This window comes from Shewanella kaireitica (assembly GCF_023284045.1).
In the GTDB taxonomy this organism is placed as follows: Bacteria; Pseudomonadota; Gammaproteobacteria; order Enterobacterales; family Shewanellaceae; genus Shewanella; species Shewanella kaireitica.
Genome location: NZ_JAKIKQ010000004.1, coordinates 162,142 through 181,711 on the forward strand (window position 1 = coordinate 162,142; position 19,570 = coordinate 181,711).

Sequence of the window (19,570 nt, forward strand, 5' to 3'; positions counted from 1 at the left end):
CCATGTCTATTCTTGGCAAATTAACATTAGAATCAATTCCCTACCATGAGCCAATTATCATGGTGACGTTAGCTGTTGTTGCAGTCCTTGCGGTTGCCATCGCAGCCTTAATCACAAAATACAGAAAGTGGGGCGTGTTATGGAATGACTGGTTTACTTCGGTCGATCATAAGCGTCTAGGTATCATGTACATCGTGTTGGCATTAGTGATGCTTGTACGTGGCTTTTCTGATGCCATTATGATGCGAACCCAACAAGCTTTAGCGACTAATGGCGCGGCTGGATATTTACCGCCAGAACATTACGATCAAATATTTACTGCTCACGGCGTCATCATGATTATCTTTATGGCCATGCCATTCATGATTGGTCTGATGAACTTGGTGCTGCCACTGCAAATTGGCGCTCGAGATGTCGCATTTCCCTTCCTGAATAACTTAAGTTTCTGGCTCACCACTTCTGGCGCGGTGTTGATTAACATCTCATTGGGTTTAGGTGAGTTTGCCAAGACGGGCTGGGTGGCATATCCGCCATTATCTGAGTTGGCATTTAGCCCCGGAGTAGGTGTTGACTACTACATTTGGGCATTGCAGATCTCTGGCATTGGCACCACATTAACTGGGGTCAACTTTATCGCCACAGTGCTTAAAATGCGTGCACCAGGTATGAAGTTAATGCAGATGCCAATTTTCACTTGGACCTGCACGTGGGCTAACATTTTAATCGTGGCTTCATTTCCAATCTTAACTGCGCTGCTTGGTATGTTGACCTTAGATCGCTACATGGATTTCCACTTCTTTACCAATGCCGGTGGCGGTAACGCCATGATGTATATCAACCTGTTTTGGGCTTGGGGTCATCCAGAGGTATATATCCTCATTTTGCCCGCATTCGGTATTTTCTCTGAAGTGATCTCAACCTTTACCTCTAAACGTTTGTTTGGTTACACCTCTATGGTTTGGGCTAGTGGTGCTATCTCAATCTTGGGCTTTATCGTTTGGCTGCATCACTTTTTTACCATGGGCTCTAGCGCCAATGTAAATGCGTTTTTCGGTGTCATGACCATGGTGATTGCGGTGCCGACTGGGGTGAAGTTATTTAACTGGCTGTTCACTATCTATCGCGGTCGCTTAAAGGTAACCGTCCCTGTTTTATGGACACTCGGCTTTATGGTGACCTTCACGATAGGCGGAATGACAGGTGTATTGCTGGCTGTACCAGGGGCAGACTATGTATTGCATAACAGTCTGTTTTTAATCGCTCATTTTCATAACACTATTTTAGGTGGCGCGGTATTTGGCTATTTAGCCGGGTTCTCCTATTGGTTCCCTAAAGCCATGGGTTTCCACCTAAACGAGCGGTTAGGCAAAGCGGCATTCTGGTGTTGGCAGATAGGTTTTTACGTCGCCTTTATGCCGTTATATGTATTGGGGTTCTTAGGTATGACGCGCCGTCTTAGTCATACAGATAATCCCGCATGGAACTTCTGGATCTACTTTGCGGCGGTTGGTGCTTTCATCATCTTCGTTGGCATCATTTTGCAGTTTGTACAGCTGTATGTGAGTTTTCGCGATCGTGAACAAAACCTCGACACCACAGGTGACCCATGGAATGGCCATACCTTGGAGTGGTCGACTTCATCTCCGCCTCAGTTTTATAACTTTGCAAAACTTCCTCATGTATCAGATATCGATGCATTTACTGATCAGAAAGAGAAAGGGCAAGCGTACCAAAGATCTGCTGATTACGAGCCTATTCATATGCCTAAAAATACTGCTAGCGGGATCTTGATAGCTATTTGCATCACTGCTGCCGGTTTCGCTGCCGTTTGGCACATTTTGTGGCTGGCTATTGCAGGCATGCTTGGTGCTTTTGTGGCTTTCCTATTTCGCGCCTATGGCAATGACCATGATTACTATGTGCAGCCTAGCGAGGTTGCCACTATTGAGAATGCGCACTTAGACAAGGTTGTGAGGGGGACAGCATGAATACAGCCATTACAACAAACCTAAACGATACCCACTCTGAAACATTGATTAGCGCCGCACATGGCGAACATCCTGACAGCAGCCAAAATACCCTATTCGGTTTTTGGCTGTACTTGATGACCGACTGCATTTTGTTTGCGTCTGTGTTTGCAACTTATGCGGTGCTCTATATGAATACCGATGGTGGCGTTTCGGGAAAAGACATTTTTGAGTTGAATTTCGTCTTGATTGAAACCGCAGCGTTATTGCTCAGTAGTATCACTTTTGGCTTGGCCTTAATTTTCGCTAAGCGACATAACCGCAGGGCAACGGTCGTCTGGTTATTGATCACTTTTGCCCTCGGTTGTGTGTTTATCGGGATGGAAATCTATGAGTTCCATCACTTAATAGAGCAGGGCAATGGACCCCAACGTAGTGCATTTTTATCCTCCTTCTTTGCCTTAGTCGGTATGCATGGTTTGCATGTCACTGCAGGGTTGATTTGGATGGCAATCATGATGATTGAAGTGCTCAAAACAGGCTTGAATCACCGCAGCATTACTCGACTCGGATGTTTAAGTTTGTTCTGGCATTTCCTCGACATAGTGTGGATCTGTGTTTTCACCGTCGTTTATCTATTGGGAGCTTTGTGATGGGGCAGGAAAATACTCTAGCAAGACAGCAGGTTGATGACCTTTCAAGTCAAGTGAAGTCTTATTTGGTTGGCTTTATGTTGTCTGTGGTTTTAACGGCAATTCCATTTTGGGCGGTGATGAGCCACCACTTTGAAAAACCGCTAACAATAGCGCTGGTGCTTGGATCTGCAGTGGTACAGATTGTGGTGCACCTCAAGTATTTCTTGCATCTCGATTTCTCAAAAGAGGGCAAGCTCAATACATTTTCATTCTTATTCACAGCTTTGATTATTGTCATGGTTGTGGGCTTGTCGGTGTGGATTATCTACGCCGCTAATGCATTGATGATGTAGCGAGAATACTGTCATGAGAATTCAAGACCAGTTTATGTCAGCACGATTGAAGTCAACGGTTCGAAGTTATGTCCAGGTCACTAAGCCCGGCATCATCATGGGTAATTTGATTTCCGTTGCGGGTGGCTTTTTGTTAGCCGCTAAGGGTGATGTGAATTGGCTCTTGATGCTAGTCACTTTGCTTGGTTTATCTCTGGTGGTTGCTTCTGGCTGCGTGATTAATAACTGTATTGACCGCGATATCGACGGCAAGATGCAACGAACCCGCCATAGAGTCACTGTTACTGGACAGATTTCGCTGCGTTCGGCAATGATTTTTGGCGTAGTGATAGGTGTTCTTGGCTTTGCCATGCTGGGGATTTTTACCAACAGCGTTGCTTTGTTATTTGCAGCACTTGGCTATCTGGTTTATGTCGGCGTTTACAGCTTGTATATGAAGCGAAATTCAGTCTACGGCACATTGGTGGGCAGCATCTCTGGTGCTGTTCCGCCTGTGGTCGGCTACTGCGCGGTGACAGGCCAACTTGATATCGCTGCCATTATTCTATTACTGATGTTTAGTCTGTGGCAGATGCCGCACTCCTATGCGATTGCCATCTTTCGCTTTAACGATTATTCCGCCGCAAAAATCCCAGTATTACCGGTTGCATCAGGGATCACTAAGGCAAAGCTACATATCGTGCTTTATATCGCTGTATTTGCTTTGGTTAGCGCTTTATTGCCACTCGCCGGCTACACGGGATTTACCTTTATGGCGGTTACTTGTGCAACCAGCCTATGGTGGCTGGCAATGGCACTGCAAGGCTATCGCCACGGGGTTAACTTGCAGAGTTGGGCACGACAACTCTTTGGTTTTTCCATCATTACCATTACAGCGCTAAGCGTCACTATGGCGCTGGATTTTCAGTTAGTGACACAAACCCCGCTAGCGCTTTTAACACATTAGCTTTGGTGGGATCCCCACATAGCAGGTAACAAAAACAGTAATAAGTCGAATCAACAACTTGAAGAAATGTTTCACAAAGCGAGCTTAATGATAAAACTTAAATAAGGAAGGTAAGCACATGCGCAAGAATTTGATCACTCTTACAATCACCATGGCATTTGTTCTAGGCGGTTGTTCATCATCGTCAAATGATATGTCGACAGATAAAGTCGGTATGAGCAATAGTAGTAATGTATTGCTTTACCCAAGTCCGCTGCAAGATCATGCGCCTCAATTTGATAAAATAAAACCCACAGATTATCTACCTGCATTTAGAGAGGGAATACGACGCCATGATGAAGAGCTAGCCTCTATCATCAACAATCCATCAGCAGCAGATTTTGAGAATACTATCTCTGCAATGGAATCTTCCGGCGCTGCATTAAACCACGTGTCACGAGTGTTCTTTGCTTTATCCTCTTTAATGTCGAATGATGAGATGCAAAAGATCCAACAGACTATTACCCCAGAGCTCACCAATCATGGCGACAATATCTATCTCAACCAGAAGTTGTTTGCTCGTGTGGAAGCTGTGTACCAACACAGGTCAGCACTTAAAGGTGAACAAAAACGTTTAACTGAGATCTATTACAATAACTTTCTCCGTGCTGGTGCCAAACTATCTAAAGCCGAGCAAGCCAAAATTCGCAGTATCAACGCCTCATTAGCTAAAGATACCGCGGAGTTTTCAAATAACATCCTTGAGTCATTTAAAGAAGATGTCATTTTAGTGAAGGATAAAAGCAAGCTTGATGGACTGTCGGCAGATGAAATTTCATCTTTGGCTGCGGCGGCTAAATCGGCAGGTAAAACGGGTTACATGATCACCTTGGTAAACACTACCAGACAACCGATATTGGCTCAATTAACCAACCGTGATTTACGTAAGCAAATTTGGCAAGCATCGTCAACTCGCGGCATGTCTAACAATGGTCCATTGGCACTAAAAATTGCTAGGCTTCGCGCTGAAAAAGCAGCGTTACTTGGCTATTCTAGCTGGGCTGCTTATGCGGTTGCCGACCAGATGGCTAAAACCCCATCAGCTGTGTTTGACATACTTGATGCCTTAGTGCCCAAAGCCGTCGCTAAAGCGGATTCAGAAGCGCAAGACATTCAAGCTGAAATGGCAAAAGAGGGCGTGACTTTTGAGTTGCAGCCTTGGGATTGGGCTTTTTATGCCGAAAAAGTACGTAAAGAAAAGTACAACCTCGATGAGAGTCAGATAAAACCTTATTTTGAATTCAACCGAGTGCTAAAAGATGGTTTGTTCTATGCGATGAACAAGCTCTACGGCATTGAAGTCAAACCAAGGCCCGATCTGCCAGTATGGAATGATGATGTCTTAGCATTTGAAGTCTTTAACAAAGATTCGAGCTCAGTGGGGATTTTTTATCTCGACCCATACGCAAGACCAGGTAAGAGCGGTGGCGCTTGGATGGATGAACTAGTGACGCAGTCAGGCCTAATGGGCAACAAGCCTGTTGTTTATAACGCGCTTAACATACCAAAGCCTTCAGCGGGTAACCCTACATTGATGACGTTCGATGAAGTCTCCACTATGTTCCATGAGTTTGGTCATGCTGTACATGGTTTGTTCTCTCAAGTGAAATACCCAAGTATTGCAGGCACTGCAACCGCCAGAGATTTCGTTGAGTTTCCATCACAGTTTAATGAGGACTGGGACATTAACCCTGAGGTGATTTCCCACTACGCCAAACATTATCAAACAGGAAAGCCAATTCCCGCTTCGCTGCTAGATAAAATACTCCAATCTCATAAATTTAATCAAGGTCATGACACCACCGAATATCTCGCTGCGGCTATTTTAGATATGGAGTGGCACTCAGTAGGCGCAAACACTCAAATTTCAAATGTAGAGGAATTTGAGCATAAAGTGCTAGCTAAACATGGTATTGACTATGCTGCTGTACCACCAAGGTACAAGACTAGCTACTTTAGCCACAGCTTTAGCGGTGGTTACTCTGCAGGTTATTACGCCTATTTATGGACAGAAGTATTAGCTGCTGATGCGTTCTCTTACATGAATAAAACCGGTGGGTTATCGCATGATAATGGCGACAAATTCCGCGAAGCTATTTTGTCGAAAGGTAACAGCCAAGATTTAATGCAAGACTACATTAACTTCACTGGCGGCGAACCTAATATCGACAACCTGCTTATTCGCAGAGGACTCACTGAGTAGACTCCGTTGGCTCATTCTCTCCCGTTATGTGAGGGGGAGAGGTTCTTGAATTTAAAGTATAAAAAAGGCCAACCGGTTAAGGTTGGCCTTTTTAAATAATTGGTGGAGGCGGCGGGGCTCTTCTTTGTGTTGTAACTATCTATTTTAAAGGTGTTTTATATTGAAGTGGAATCTCGGGTGTTCCTATTGGTGTTACAATAAAAGTAAGTCACAGTACTGTTGCTGCAAAATATTTAGAAAAAGTTTTAAAACTTGATAAAAATTTCATCCACGGCCTTCTTCGTATCATTCTAGCAAGAGAACACTCTTTAATTTTATAAAGTCTAACTTTCTGTACTTTATGGGTTCTGATAGTCCTGATACCAATAAAGTCTAGAAATGTAGACTTTATTGAGCAAGCACAGGTAAGCCCGCAGATAAAGGTGTGAGAAATGAACAAGCTAACCACCGTAGAGATTATTTGCACTATGAATGTAATAGATTTCTTTTAGTTTAATAATTTAAATAAAGATGTACCTCAGGTATCACTATATTGATTTTTATAAACTCAGGTTTTATAGTTGGTTTATAAATTGGTGTAAAGTGGTACTAAAGGTGTAACTATGTCATCAAAAGTAAACTGGCTCATAAATAATACACATCCAGGCGCTCTAGTGCTTCAATCGTGGCTTACGCAAAACAGTATAAGCCCATCTTTAGTGAGAAAATATGTAAGCAGTGGCTGGCTGAACAAGATCAGAGCGGGTGTTTATTTTCGTCCTGAATCGACGGGTAAATTGAAACCTACTTGGGTTGAAGCGCTAAATGCTGCTAATGAGCAGTTAGCGCTTTCTATACACCTTGCGGGAGTTAGCAGTCTAACTCATCAAGGGTTGAGTCACTATCTACAGCTAGGAAGCGAACAAGTGTGGGTTGGTTGTAGCTGTAAAAACGCATTACCAAAATGGTTCCGTGAACTTGATGGGCAAAACTGGCTGTTCTATACCAGCAATAAATTGACTCAAACGTTAGAAAAAGACTTCATAACAATAACTGTGAACAACAGAGAAGTTAAGGCCAGCACCGCTGAACTCGCGGCTTATGAGGTTGTTAATTCGATAGGTAAGCAGATAAGCTTTGAGCATGCAGCTGAGCTGTTTCAAGGGCTGGTAAATTTGAGCCCACGACGAGTGCAGTCAATACTCAATCGAAGTGATGCGGTGCAAACCAATCGACTCTTCCTATTTCTGAGTCACTACTATCAACATCAGTGGGCTAAGAGGTTAGATGAATCACAAATACATCTAGGCTCAGGAAAGCGCCAAGTCGTTTCCCAAGGTAGTTATGATGAACGGTATCAGATAACCGTGCCTGTATCATTTATGAAGTCAAAAGAAGAAAACCAATATGGATAAATCGTCGGTTTACTATCAACAAGTCACTTTGCTTATCCGGATGCTGCCGCTAGTCGCCAAAGAAGAGGTGTTTGCATTAAAGGGCGGCACCGCTATTAACTTATTTGTGCGCGACTTTCCAAGGCTGTCAGTGGATATCGATTTAGCATACCTTCCATTAGACTCAAGGGAGCAAGCGCTCGAAAATGTAAAGTCAGCACTTGGACGGCTGACCGACAATATTAATACTCAGCCCAACCTCAATGCAGTGTTTCAAGATAATAAACACGATGAGTTACGAGTTGTTGTGACCAGCGAGAAGGTCACAATAAAGATTGAAGTATCACCAGTCGCTAGAGGGACACTGCACAATGCTGAGGTGATGCCAGTAGCTGAATCGGTAGAAGATGAGTTTGGCTACGCAGAGATCCCTGTTGTGAGCTTGCCAGATCTATACGGTGGCAAGTTATGTGCAGCAATGGATAGGCAGCATCCACGCGATCTGTTCGATGTAAAAATGCTGTTGGCTGAAGAGGGGATAACAAGGAACATTTTAGTAGGATTTTTAACTTATACTCTCAGCCATCCGAGACCAATTAGCGAAGTGATGTCACCGCGCTGGAAAGAGCTTGATGCAAGCTTTAAAGCTGAGTTCAATGGAATGACAACCAAGCCTATAGAGCTTGATGAGTTACTTGTCGCACGCACTGAAATGTTTACGGCACTCAAGACACACTTTACAGCAAGGGATAGAGATTTTTTGTTGTCGTTTAAAAGTGGTCATCCTGACTGGTCACTGTTTGACGAGCCGAGTGTTGAGGCACTGCCAGCAGTAAAGTGGAAGTTATTGAATATCCAGAAGCTGGCAAATAACCCAGTAAAACATCAACAGCAACTCACTAAGCTTGAAGGTGTATTAGAGCTGTGGGTTGCTGGTGGCTGACAAAAATAGCTTAATCTTCTAACTATTTTCGGTAAATAATAGGTGACAAGATGCCTTTAACGTATTGGCTTGATAGGTTAATCGCTCCATTTAGGAGACGGGAAGCTCCTGAGCGCATTACCATCGAATATACCAAGAAGGATGGAACCGTCATCTGTTTTGAGGGGCGAGAGAAAAGCAGTTTTCCAACAGAGGCAGAACTGTTGACCATGTTTGATAATTGTTCATTCATTCAGGCCGGAGAGTCACAATACAAAGTCTGTTTAGAGCGAAATGATTACATTGTTTTGGTCATGACTGAAACAGAAAGCTTTGTCGACTTTTTGCTATACGGTGAGTACCAGAAGGAGACTGATACCTATCACTTCTACTTCGCCAAACAAAGTGAAGTGGTGCTTTCAAAAGCTAACGGTCAACCCTTATTCGATGAACTGAAGTCCAAGCCTAAAGTCCCGCCAAAATTTATCAGCTATAGGGCAGAGTCTGAAACCGATCAGAGTTAACCTCAACCTCAACCTTAACTCCCTTATATATCCTCTTCTTGCCTAACTAATAACTAATAGCTAATTCACATTCACAGTGAGACTTCTATGTCATTATTAGTTGATCGTGACACTATTGCTGGAAGGGGCATCATAGTGCTCACTTTTCACAATTAAAGTTGACGGTATATGCGGAGTACTGTTGATGAGAAATGAGAACATTTTGGATGAGTAAGCTATTTAAATTAAAGCAGTATTTAACCGTTGAAGAAGCCGCCAAGTATTTATCAAGCTCTATAGAAGAGCCTGTGTCGCTTGCAGATCTTTACAGACTGGTGCTAGATAAACACTTAACAATGTCAGTCAGGCTTAACAGCCATGCATATGCTAAAGGAGGGCAGTACATTACGCCCCAATACAGTGATTCTAATAGTTTTCAAGTTGAGAATAACCTTGCCACGAACGAAGCCCTAGATGAACCATATCAAATCAATTTAGATGATGAGCTTCTGGTAGGTGAGAATCGGTGGTTGGCTTTCGATGAACAAGTTCATGTCATTGATGGGGTTTGGGACCTTGCCATGATTGGACTAGAGTCTTATGAGATCGAGAAGCTGTATCAAAAAGAGGTAGGTGGGACTGAACCGACTCTTGATGCAATTAATGATTTTTTCTTGAAGCGAGATGATTTTATTTTCAGGATTCAAACAAGCCTGCAGCTTGAGGGGAACCAATACAACCTAGCAGCGTTAGAAACTAAGCGTGAACAATTACTTAGAGCAAATGGCTTGAGTCGTTTGGATTTTAACCGGAGTAATAACAGCTTAGTATTAGACTGTTTAAGTGCTGATGACCTTGATGATTTTATGACGTTGAATGAGGCGCTGATTCCATATGAAAATGGTAAGTATCCCGAAAGTGACAGCTACTTTGAATTAGATAAACCAAACTACCAGTTTGTCATCACAATTCAAGATATTAATCAGTTTACTCAATCACTTGAAGATACGCTGCAGGAGATTAAACCGCTAGTACAGCAGGCCTATACGAAAAATTATAAACAAGCATACAATAAAGCCCAAACCCAAACCAAATATTCAAAGTGGCAAAGGCAAGCTAATAAGTTAAAAAAAGCGAACCCTGATAAGTCCAAAACGTGGGTAGCAATAGAGATTGCTAAATTACCAATCGCTGAAGGTAAAAGCGCAGAGACGATTAGAAAAAATATCAAAATTTAGCATAAAGTTGGGCGAGATTTTTTTCGCCCAAAATTCCCCTTTAATTATCTGTTTTTAAAAAAGTAATTCTGTCGGTTATTTTTTATAACGCCCGGCGTTTAAAATCTTTTCCTTTCTTATCAACTTGTTGATTGGTCTTTCTGTTCTTTTTTGGGGCCTTTAATCGCCCAATTCGCCCACCTAATCTTCCTCTCGTCCCATTAACGACTAGAAGGAATCAAGATGTTCAAAAAAGTAATCCGTTTGCCTGAAGTAAAGAACAAAACAGGTTTATCTCGTAGCAGCATTTATTTACGTATCTCTAAGGGAGAGTTTCCTGCAAGTACCTCATTAGGTGGGCGTGCGGTCGGTTGGTTTGAATCAGACATTGATAAATGGCTTGATGAGTGCATTGCTGCATCTAAGGCGGCTAACAATGAGTAGCCGTAATAACCCGAATCGAATCAAAATTCATCGTAGTTATACCGTTATGGATGTTAGTGAAACTCTGGGGGTTCACCCGAAAACTGTACGTAATTGGATTCATGCAGGCTTGTCAGTTATCGATGAAACCCGCCCTTTATTAATTCAAGGCACTGACTTGAAGCTGTACTTAAAACAAAAGCGCAAAGCATACATGCACCAATGTGAGTCTAATGAAATGTACTGCTTTAAATGCAAGCAGCCTAAAGCACCAGGCATCCAAACCTTACAGTTTGTTGCCATGCCTGCAGGCATGGCGCAAATGAGAGCTCGTTGTGATGAGTGTGGAAAACGAGCAAATAAGTTTGTTTCTTGGCGTGACGTTAACCAAATTTGGACTGAGCTGGGAGGGAAATTACCGATAGCACAGAAACACTTAATCCTAAGGGGGCAAAAGCCCTTAAATTATCCTTTGTCTGAGGTATTTGATGATGAAAAAAACCAGTACTAAAAACGCTCGAATCCTGCACGAGTATGCAAAGTTTTTGAGGGAAGCAAAACAGTTGGATGACTCAACGATTGATGGTGCAATGAAGTCAATTAATCGGTTTGAAGAGGCAACAAGTTACCTCGATTTTAAGAAGTTTAGAACCAAGCATGCTATCGCATTTAAGAAGCAGCTTCTTAATAGTAAATCTATGGTGACAGGAGATAACCTGAGCAAGGCAACGGTGCTGACAACCATGCGCCACTTGAAAAGTTTTTTCCAATTTCTGGTAACGCAAAAAGGCTATCGAGCAAAAATCAACTATAGCGATATCGAGTACTTTAACCTATCTGAAAAAGATACCCGTATTGCCAATGCTAAGCGTAAAAGAAACGTGGCTACGGTTGAGCAAGTTATGCAGACTTTGGAAGCTATGCCGTGTGACACAGCATTAGAAATGCGTGATAGAGCATTATTTGCATTCGTTCTCTTAACTGGTGCAAGAGATGGGGCGGTTGCTTCGGTTAAAATAAAGCATGTGGATCTTGTTGATCAAAGCTTCTATCAAGATGCTAGGGAGGTTAAGACCAAATTCAGTAAAACGTTTGTCACTTATTTTTTCCCCGTGGGAGAGTTGCCGTCAACAGCGTTGGCGGAGTGGATAGAGTATTTGACTGGTGAGCTTGGGTATAAACCAAATGATCCCTTGTTTCCCAAGACTAAGCTTGCGCATAACGAGAATCAACAGTTCACTGCAGTAGGCTTGCTTAAGGAGAGTTGGAGTAATGCAACTCCGATCCGAAAAGTGTTTAAACAAGCTTTTGAAGCTGTTGGTTTGCCTTACTTTAATCCACACAGTTTTAGAAACACTTTGGTTAGGCTAGGTGAGAACCTGTGTGGTACACCAGAAGAGTTTAAAGCATGGAGCCAAAATTTAGGCCATGAAAGCGTGTTGACCAGCTTTTATAGTTACGGTGATGTGCCTGATTATCGTCAGGCTGAACTGCTGAAAACGTTAGCCCAGCCACGAACTGAATCAACACCAGAGATGGAAGCGTTGATTCAACAAACGATGATGAAGATGCTTAATAAGTAAAATTCATTATCTTCAAGCTGGTATCAACAAACATTCGTATATTGATACCAGCTACCTTAACTCAATATCGGTATCATAAAATTAGGGGGTAGCTTTAATGGTACCTTAGTTATATGATACCCCTATATTTGATACCTTCCATAAAGTGAGTTCCCTATGCGTATCTTTTCCTATTGTCGTGTTTCAACAACAGAGCAAACCACAGAGAATCAAATTATTGCTATTAGGCAGAAAGGCTACGAGGTGAATGATGCTCGTATTATCAGTGAAACGGTCTCTGGCTCTGTCGAAGCTATGAAGCGAGAGAAGTTCAAGATGCTCATTAATCACCAGATGGAACGTGGCGATATGCTGGTGGTATTAAAGCTAGACCGTTTAGGCCGAGATAACATAGACGTACAAAACACCATCAACTTACTTACAGATAAAGGAATCAAGGTTGTTTGTCTTGATCTACCCGTAGCCGACCTATCAAGTGCTGAAGGAAAATTGATGCTACAGATGTTTTCAGCCTTTGCAGAGTTCGAACGAAACCGTATTCGAGAGCGAACAAAAGAAGGGCTTGAGAGAGCTAAGGCTGAAGGAAAAAAGTTAGGTAGACCAGCAGCTCATAACACAACCGCCTCAGTAAAAATAAAGAAAGCTGAGGGGCTATCTCAATCAAAAACGGCTGAAGCATTAGGATTGGGGATTGCGACAGTGAAAAGGCATTGGAATAAGTAAAAGTTCAGTATTATGTAAGTGATGAGTTGCTCGGCATACTGTTTGTCTTAGTTCTAATTTGTTTATGCTCTGAATTGAAAATTGGTGTTCTGATAAAGGTATTTAAAATGAGATGAAAAAACTAATGACTTTGAGCGTAATTAAAACAATTTTGTAGCTATCTAGGGTGCACTAGAACCAAGTTTATTGAGCTATTAATTAGTTTTTGGTACCATTGAAAAGCGCCTTTCAGATTAGTTAAGTCGTTGTCCTTATTAGGCGATGGTTAAAGTAGGTATTACTTGACTATCACTGAACCGGCAATAGGCTTGTTACGTGTTACACGTAGCTTATGGTAACAACTTACATTTTTGAAAAAATGTTCTGATAATTGGATGTATATCTTCGCGCGAGCGCGATGAGTAATCTGGAGTGGCGCGGCTTTTTAATATGGAAAACATTCAAACTGAACCCTCAGAAGTAAAAGATACTAGCGTTGATTCATTCTTAGAGATTTTTGAGCGATGGCTTAAAACCCGCCCAGAGTTTGACATCGCGGTACTAAAGAAGCGTAAGTGCTGGCCTATAACAGGCAGACATTATCAGTGCTTCACGATAAAAAAACGCAATGGCTCAGAAAGAGAGCTTGTATCTGTCGATAAAAACCTCAAGGCCATGCAGGCGAATTTAGCTACATACTTTGAAACTGATTTTGAAGTTTCAAAGTATGCTTATGCATTTGTTTCCACAAAGTCAGAAAATCTATCAACACTTGAACAACAGGAAACCTTGCTGATTGATAGGCTTAGGCCTAAAGGCGTAGTGAGTAATGCATTAGCACATAAGAATAAAAAAGTAGTAATCAGCATCGATCTTAAAGAATTTTTCCCAACAATAACGTTCCCTAGAGTAATGGGCCTGCTAAAAAGTGAACCCTATAATTTCACTAATAAGCAAGCGGCTATACTTGCTTCGCTAATCTGTCTACCAAAAGATATTGATGAGAATCGAGGATTGCCGCAAGGAGCTCCGACTTCTCCCATAATGTCGAACTTAATATGTAAAAAGCTAGATTATCAGTTAGCTAAGATGGCTCGTAAGTACGATATTACGTATACCCGCTATGCTGATGACCTAACATTTTCGACAAATAACTTGAAGGGCATATCGGCAGAGAAAATTATAAGTAGTGTTACTCAGTCCGTTGAGAGAAATGGGTTTAAGGTAAATGAGGCAAAGACAAAGGTAATGTTCAAAAACCAGCGACAGATGGTAACTGGCATTTTGGTAAATGAAGGATTAAACCTGCCTAAAAAGCAGGTTGATGCACTAAGGGCTACTCTTAATAATCTTGAATATGTCCACAATTCTGTAGAAGAAGCGGTAACTGAATTTTGGCTGTTAAAAAATAAACAAGCTTATGATTCATTTATTCCCGTTGGTTTCTATAGGGGGGGATACCGTGGTCGCTATATTAAGTCAAAGAGTAAAGGGGTTAAGGCCCATAAGCCTACCCCCAAGAAAGAGTTTGATAAGATCTACGCTCTTCATTTACTAGGGCGAATTCTGTGGTATGGGCAAGTTGTCACAACAGGAATTAATAGTCCTTACGACTTATCAAAGAGGCAATATATATCGCCTAGGCAACATTCTAGAATCAACAAGTACGAAGAGATGTTGGCGGCATTCTATCGTATATCTATTAAGTTTAATTGGTCAATTGAGCACATTGTGTTGAGGCTAGCTAATAAGTTACCCCACTTACAATCTTTGGTGAAAATGAAGCCAAACTTTTTATTGGAACCTATAATTTTGGAAGATCGTGAGAGCGAACTTCGAGATCGAGTTTCAAAGTTGAGAACAGAAAAAGAAAAATATACGGAGTTTTTTGAGTCTGCTCCTCAAAGTCTTCAAAGAGCTTTAAGAATGCAAAATCGATCTCATAATAGTTTTGCTTTAGATAAAATAAAAAAGTGTGTTGAGACTGGTTGGCAAATTCCTTCAAAACATCAAATATTGTTTTCAGAACTCAATACAGAGGGGCTTTCAGACCTATTTCACAAAAGCTCTGATAGAAAAGGGCACAATGTGAAAACGCTTCTGGTTGAGCTTGTGAGAGTGGTTAAGCCCCTTCTGCGTTATCTGTCAGATAATGTTAGGAAGAAAGTCGCTAAGGTTCATCGTGAGCTATTAAATCTTATGCGAACGGAAGGTGAAGATGTTTGTATTAACCTCGAAGTTGAAACAACAAAGACAGAGCAAGCATTACAAGCTATTCGAGATTTAAAATCTGAAATTCGCCTGTATGACAACGATACCGATAATTTATATCAAAGGATTGTGCTTCCTGCTGTAAAAAATTCAGGAACTTTAAACCTAGTAACTATAGAGCTAGAGGGGATGGCACCTCGCATGGTTACGGACATTAATGCCTGGCGCGAGGCGCTAACTAAAGTGCTCATGAGTATAAAGCAGCACTGCGACAAAACGGAGGTTGTGACGGCTTCTTCAATCCAGAAACCTTTTACAATTAAGTTTAGAGATGAAAATCCGCTTAACAGTGTTCCTCGAGCTATTGAGATATACAGACTGAACGAAAGCTTACCTTTCAAGAAAAACCTAGAGATTGACCTAAGTATAGTGGAAGGCAAAGTTATGACTTGGTTGACTGGTGGAGATCTTTCATCCGCAGTGAGAGAGTTTTTTCCAATAGGTGATATATTTGTACACGGCAATTTTGAAGACTGTGAGAATGTTACCGTCAACTTAACAGAACATTTCTATATAGCCGAAAAAAGTGTAAGTAGTCGCAAATCAGGAAAGCTCTTCTTCAGTTTACAAGAAGTGAAAATATAAATGTTGAAGATTATATATATCGAAGATCAACGTCGCCAAGAAAGAAACCAAGAATACAAGAATATTATTCATAGGTTAGGCTTTAATGACATTATTTCATTTTGTAGTGAGGTTAGTGTTGATGCTATCTCAATATTGTCTGCTGATGGCGTAATCTGTCATTCTGGTATGGCGGGTTATGAAATAGTTAATTATTTCGCAAAAGATAAAGGCTGGCCTTTGCTCTCATATTCAGGTTCAGTGGATAGCACACCATTTTTGCGAGAAAATAAGTTCGCCAGAAATCAGTATAGTGTTGACAGCGATTATTTTGATATTGTGTTACCTGAATTTATTGAACTCTGCAAATCAATAAAGAAAGCTGAAAAGTAATGAAGTATCACATGAAGTTAAATAATAGCCATGTAAAGTTCCTGTTTGATAGAAATGAGAATTTTAATGTTTTTAATCTAGTTAGATTGCTTAGAGATAATAAGAATTCAGATGAACTGATACTCGATATCAGCGGAATGGAAACTCGCCATCAAGAGTTGATTGTTGGTAAGTTTTCAGTATTCCTTTACCTATATATGAAGTTGATTACAATATCGCAGCATTCGGCTACATTAATAGTCTCCAAGGTTCATTCGAGTCTAATTGATATAGTTTGCACTAGAGATCGCGCTATTGAAGAGGATAACACTCTTATTTTTGAACTTCAGCATCTGATACCTCAAAAAAATAATAACAAAAACCCCCATTTTGTTAAAAATATTAGAGGAGCAGTGCTGCTATCTTTAGTGCAGGATCTAATCGATATCGAAAAAGTAGGGGGCCAGGTTTTAATATTTAATGAGAAATCCCCACTTCTACTACATGCTGCAAGTGATTTCTTAAATAATGAAGAAAATGCACTAATGATGTGGGAAGTCTTAAATGCATGGGAAGTTGAGCATGAGCAAGGTTATAAAGCTGAGATAAATCGCAGAATTCAACTGAGTTTAAAAGCAAAAAAAGAGCTAGATATTTTATTAAAAGAGTTATCAAGGGGGTCTTCGACAAATAATACCTTGTCCAACTTTATAGGACAAATGCAGTCAAATATTGGGCTTCCAAAAAATATTTATACTTCGACTCAGAATCTTAAAATATGGTTTGTTGATGATCAGCACGCAAACGGTTGGTATAAGTTAATAAAGAATAGCATTCCTGATACTAATGTAGAGGTCACAGCATTAAATGGAGTGGAAGACGTCAAACATTGCTTAGAGTTGTCCTCGTTTAAAGGCGTGGGAATAATACCTGATTTAGCGCTAGTGGATCTACGCCTTTCTGAAAGCGATCAAGTCGTTGAATCTTACGACGCAGAAGAGTTAAGTGGGTTTAGTGTTGTTGATTTATTGCTGGGGTGTTGGCGAGGGTTGCCAATCATGATTACTTCAGCATCAAGTAAGCTTTGTAATATGGAAAAAGCCATTGAGAGAGGGGCTGTAGCATATTGGCGTAAATCAGATGAAGTATATGATTGTGGAAGTAAAAATGCGGTTTTAACTGCTTTTGATATAAACCTTCAGTTCATTGAAAAACTCACACAAGCTCTCAAAAGAGCTAGATACAAGTTCGTATTCCGGATTGTCGAAAATCTCAGAATTAAAGTTAAACCACTTGCAATAAAATATAGTTCCCTTCAACGCTGTATCGAAAACTATACCACTGAACTTGAGCAGAAAACTTCTTGGATGTGCTGGCAAAAGACTTGTGACACAAAAATAAACGATAGTTTGTATCTCGGGGTAATGGAGCTTTTCAATGAAATAGAACCTCTTCTATGGAATCGAGGAAGTGAAAACTTAGTTTTTGACCCAAGTAAAAAGATCCGATTTAAAAGTCAAAGTACAGATAGTCAGCTTATTAACGATTCATTAGATTTCCTAGATTCCAAATACGAGATTACAGGGATAGGTCTGAAATCACATTATGAAAAGTGTAAGTCGATTCGGAATAAACTTCCTATTATTCATGGTTCTGCAGCTGCTAAGAATGTCAAACATGCGTCTTTAGCTGATATAGAAATATCATTGTTAATTGTATGGTGCTTATTAAATGAGCTTGTGAATGAAAAGAAGTAATAGTTTGTAATGCAATCTCGCCTTTATAATATATTAGTTTCTACTTTCAATCTGGTTTAGTCCCAACAATATCTTGAATGGCTCTATAAACAGTTTTAGTTAGCTTTATTTGCTTGACTACTCCTAGCCTGCAGATTGCTGAATATGCTCACTCCACCAGCACATCAGCTCTCTGCGCCGCTCAATGTAGTCAGCTCGTATGGGTCCGGCCAAGTACATCTTCAACTTACCGCTTTGAATCTCTATCTTAACGACTGACTATTACATCAGGAGTTAACATAGCTATACGTTCTCATGACGAGTGGTCAGCTTTATACTGGAGTGGGTTAATGCTTCCATAAACTCAAGCAGCTCTACAGGCTTGAGTGAAGGTATTTGTTGCTTCTCTGGTACGCCAAAGCACCCTTAGCTTATAAGTATTTGGCGACCTCATTTCAATCAGTTACTATGCTAGCCATAAAATGGAATTTAACATGATGGAAATGAGTAATAAATATGTCAGTTAGGACTTGGTTCATAAAGTTAAGGTACACTTCCATGAAAGCAAAATGGAAACTGTTTAAAAAATGGTCTTCTAGGTTCTTTCAATGGGCTGCCTCCTTGATTGCCAATCCTGTGGTTAACTTTTTGGTTACAGCGCTGCAACTTGGTTTGGGGGCAATGCTCGGATTCCGCTACTCCCAGATACCTCAAGGTACTCAAGACTCTATTAGCTTTATGTTGAACGCTATGCCTTCAGGTGAAATAGCGTATTTAGCGTGCACTATTGGTGCCTCATTAGCTAAGGCTGGAGGGGATGGTTTAGATTCATACTTTACACTAAAAAACGATGCAAAAAGACGAGAGAATGACCGTTTGATCCCTGAGGGGAAGTGGTTTGCAACTACCTACGCTAAGACGGTTCGTGACGTTATTGATGCGCGATATTTAATAGAAAGCGGTGAATGTAAACCATTAGATGTTATGCATGAAACACTAAAGAGTGTCAGAGAATTGGCTGCCCAATACGATAATTCTGCTATTGACAGTATCAGTGTTAATTTGATGCTGTCACTTCTTAACGATGAGGTGGAAGGGGAAATAGAAAAAAATTGGGAAAATTGCCAAGCTTTTTTTGATGGTTCCAATGCTGAGGCTGCGATAAGTCAGATAGATGGGGTCTTGACTCCAATTGCAGTAGCACACGCTGATAACAAATCCAAGCTCTATATTGGATCTGGAGAGCGGAGAGTTAAACCGCTTCTTTTACCGATAGTTGATGGTAATAAACCAGACAAGAAAAATACAGCACAACGAGTAATCGGTGCGCCTAGAGCTTTCACGACTGAGACTTTCCAATACTACGGTAATTTTTTAGTCAGCGTGGAAGAATGGTTGTATAAGGAACAGTGTCGTGTCATCAGCGATGAACAGGCTGATACTCTATATAAATATTACATCAATGACGGTTCTGCTCGCTCATTGCTTTCGGTTCCCATCCAGGCCCAATATGCTATGGAAAATAGCAATGGAGAAGAGCTAGAAGACAAGCCAATTAACTTAGTCCTAAATGTATATGCTAGCCATGAAAATTTACTTCGTGGTGAGCCTCAGATTTTTTTAGGTTTAGCTCAGCCGCTATTGGATACAATTGCTTTCGCTTTCGATAATTGGAGATTAGAACTGAAAGATGACTAGCAACCATGGTGTCCTTAAATGACGATGAGAGTTAAATAGAGTATACTTAAGCCAATGAGACGG

At 41.0% G+C, this 19,570-nt stretch carries 17 protein-coding genes; all 17 read left to right on the plus strand.

The window, feature by feature from the left end:
• Positions 1 to 2: 2 nt before the first annotated feature.
• Positions 3 to 1,988: a cytochrome o ubiquinol oxidase subunit I gene (gene cyoB, locus L2730_RS07830; protein ID WP_248974078.1), complete on the plus strand. Its 1,986-nt coding sequence runs from the start codon at positions 3 to 5 to the stop codon at positions 1,986 to 1,988.
• Entirely contained in the window at positions 1,985 to 2,620 is a 636-nt protein-coding gene (gene cyoC / locus L2730_RS07835) for a cytochrome o ubiquinol oxidase subunit III (protein WP_248974079.1), read from the plus strand. The genes cyoB and cyoC overlap by 4 nt, the downstream gene beginning before the upstream one ends.
• Positions 2,620 to 2,955 carry a cytochrome o ubiquinol oxidase subunit IV gene (gene cyoD, locus L2730_RS07840; RefSeq protein WP_248974080.1) on the plus strand — a complete coding sequence of 112 codons (336 nt, stop codon included), beginning with the start codon at positions 2,620 to 2,622 and terminating at the stop codon, positions 2,953 to 2,955. The genes cyoC and cyoD overlap by 1 nt, the downstream gene beginning before the upstream one ends.
• Positions 2,956 to 2,968: 13 nt before the next feature.
• Positions 2,969 to 3,901: a heme o synthase gene (cyoE, locus tag L2730_RS07845; RefSeq protein ID WP_248974081.1), complete on the plus strand. Its 933-nt coding sequence runs from the start codon at positions 2,969 to 2,971 to the stop codon at positions 3,899 to 3,901.
• Positions 3,902 to 4,019: 118 nt separating this feature from the next.
• A complete protein-coding gene (locus L2730_RS07850) occupies positions 4,020 to 6,143 on the plus strand; it encodes a M3 family metallopeptidase (protein ID WP_248974082.1) in 2,124 nt (707 codons plus the stop codon).
• 602 nt (positions 6,144 to 6,745) lie between these two features.
• Entirely contained in the window at positions 6,746 to 7,537 is a 792-nt protein-coding gene (locus tag L2730_RS07855) for a type IV toxin-antitoxin system AbiEi family antitoxin (protein WP_248974083.1), read from the plus strand.
• Positions 7,530 to 8,459 carry a nucleotidyl transferase AbiEii/AbiGii toxin family protein gene (locus L2730_RS07860; protein ID WP_248974084.1) on the plus strand — a complete coding sequence of 310 codons (930 nt, stop codon included), beginning with the start codon at positions 7,530 to 7,532 and terminating at the stop codon, positions 8,457 to 8,459. The genes L2730_RS07855 and L2730_RS07860 overlap by 8 nt, the downstream gene beginning before the upstream one ends.
• A gap of 50 nt (positions 8,460 to 8,509) precedes the next feature.
• Positions 8,510 to 8,962, plus strand: a complete 453-nt coding sequence (locus tag L2730_RS07865; RefSeq protein ID WP_248974085.1) for a hypothetical protein — start codon at positions 8,510 to 8,512, stop codon at positions 8,960 to 8,962.
• Between the two features lie 206 nt (positions 8,963 to 9,168).
• Positions 9,169 to 10,179, plus strand: a complete 1,011-nt coding sequence (locus L2730_RS07870; protein ID WP_248974086.1) for a hypothetical protein — start codon at positions 9,169 to 9,171, stop codon at positions 10,177 to 10,179.
• A gap of 222 nt (positions 10,180 to 10,401) precedes the next feature.
• Positions 10,402 to 10,602, plus strand: a complete 201-nt coding sequence (locus tag L2730_RS07875) for a helix-turn-helix transcriptional regulator (protein WP_248974087.1) — start codon at positions 10,402 to 10,404, stop codon at positions 10,600 to 10,602.
• Positions 10,595 to 11,092 (plus strand): helix-turn-helix domain-containing protein, encoded by a 498-nt coding sequence (locus L2730_RS07880; protein WP_248974088.1) that lies wholly within the window; start codon positions 10,595 to 10,597, stop codon positions 11,090 to 11,092. Before L2730_RS07875 ends, L2730_RS07880 begins: the two co-directional genes overlap by 8 nt.
• The gene (locus L2730_RS07885; protein WP_248974089.1) at positions 11,070 to 12,164 is read left to right on the plus strand and encodes a tyrosine-type recombinase/integrase; all 1,095 of its coding nucleotides are present in this window, start codon (positions 11,070 to 11,072) and stop codon (positions 12,162 to 12,164) included. The genes L2730_RS07880 and L2730_RS07885 overlap by 23 nt, the downstream gene beginning before the upstream one ends.
• Before the next feature lie 156 nt (positions 12,165 to 12,320).
• On the plus strand, positions 12,321 to 12,887 hold the full coding sequence (locus L2730_RS07890) for a recombinase family protein (RefSeq protein ID WP_248974090.1): 567 nt from the start codon (positions 12,321 to 12,323) through the stop codon (positions 12,885 to 12,887).
• Between the two features lie 429 nt (positions 12,888 to 13,316).
• Complete coding sequence (locus L2730_RS07895; protein ID WP_248974091.1) at positions 13,317 to 15,722, plus strand: reverse transcriptase family protein; 2,406 nt, start codon at positions 13,317 to 13,319, stop codon at positions 15,720 to 15,722.
• Positions 15,723 to 16,094 carry a hypothetical protein gene (locus L2730_RS07900; RefSeq protein ID WP_248974092.1) on the plus strand — a complete coding sequence of 124 codons (372 nt, stop codon included), beginning with the start codon at positions 15,723 to 15,725 and terminating at the stop codon, positions 16,092 to 16,094.
• An 11-nt stretch (positions 16,095 to 16,105) separates the two neighbouring features.
• Positions 16,106 to 17,830 (plus strand): response regulator, encoded by a 1,725-nt coding sequence (locus L2730_RS07905; protein ID WP_248974093.1) that lies wholly within the window; start codon positions 16,106 to 16,108, stop codon positions 17,828 to 17,830.
• A 537-nt stretch (positions 17,831 to 18,367) separates the two neighbouring features.
• On the plus strand, positions 18,368 to 19,507 hold the full coding sequence (locus L2730_RS07910; protein ID WP_248974094.1) for a hypothetical protein: 1,140 nt from the start codon (positions 18,368 to 18,370) through the stop codon (positions 19,505 to 19,507).
• Positions 19,508 to 19,570 lie beyond the last annotated feature (63 nt).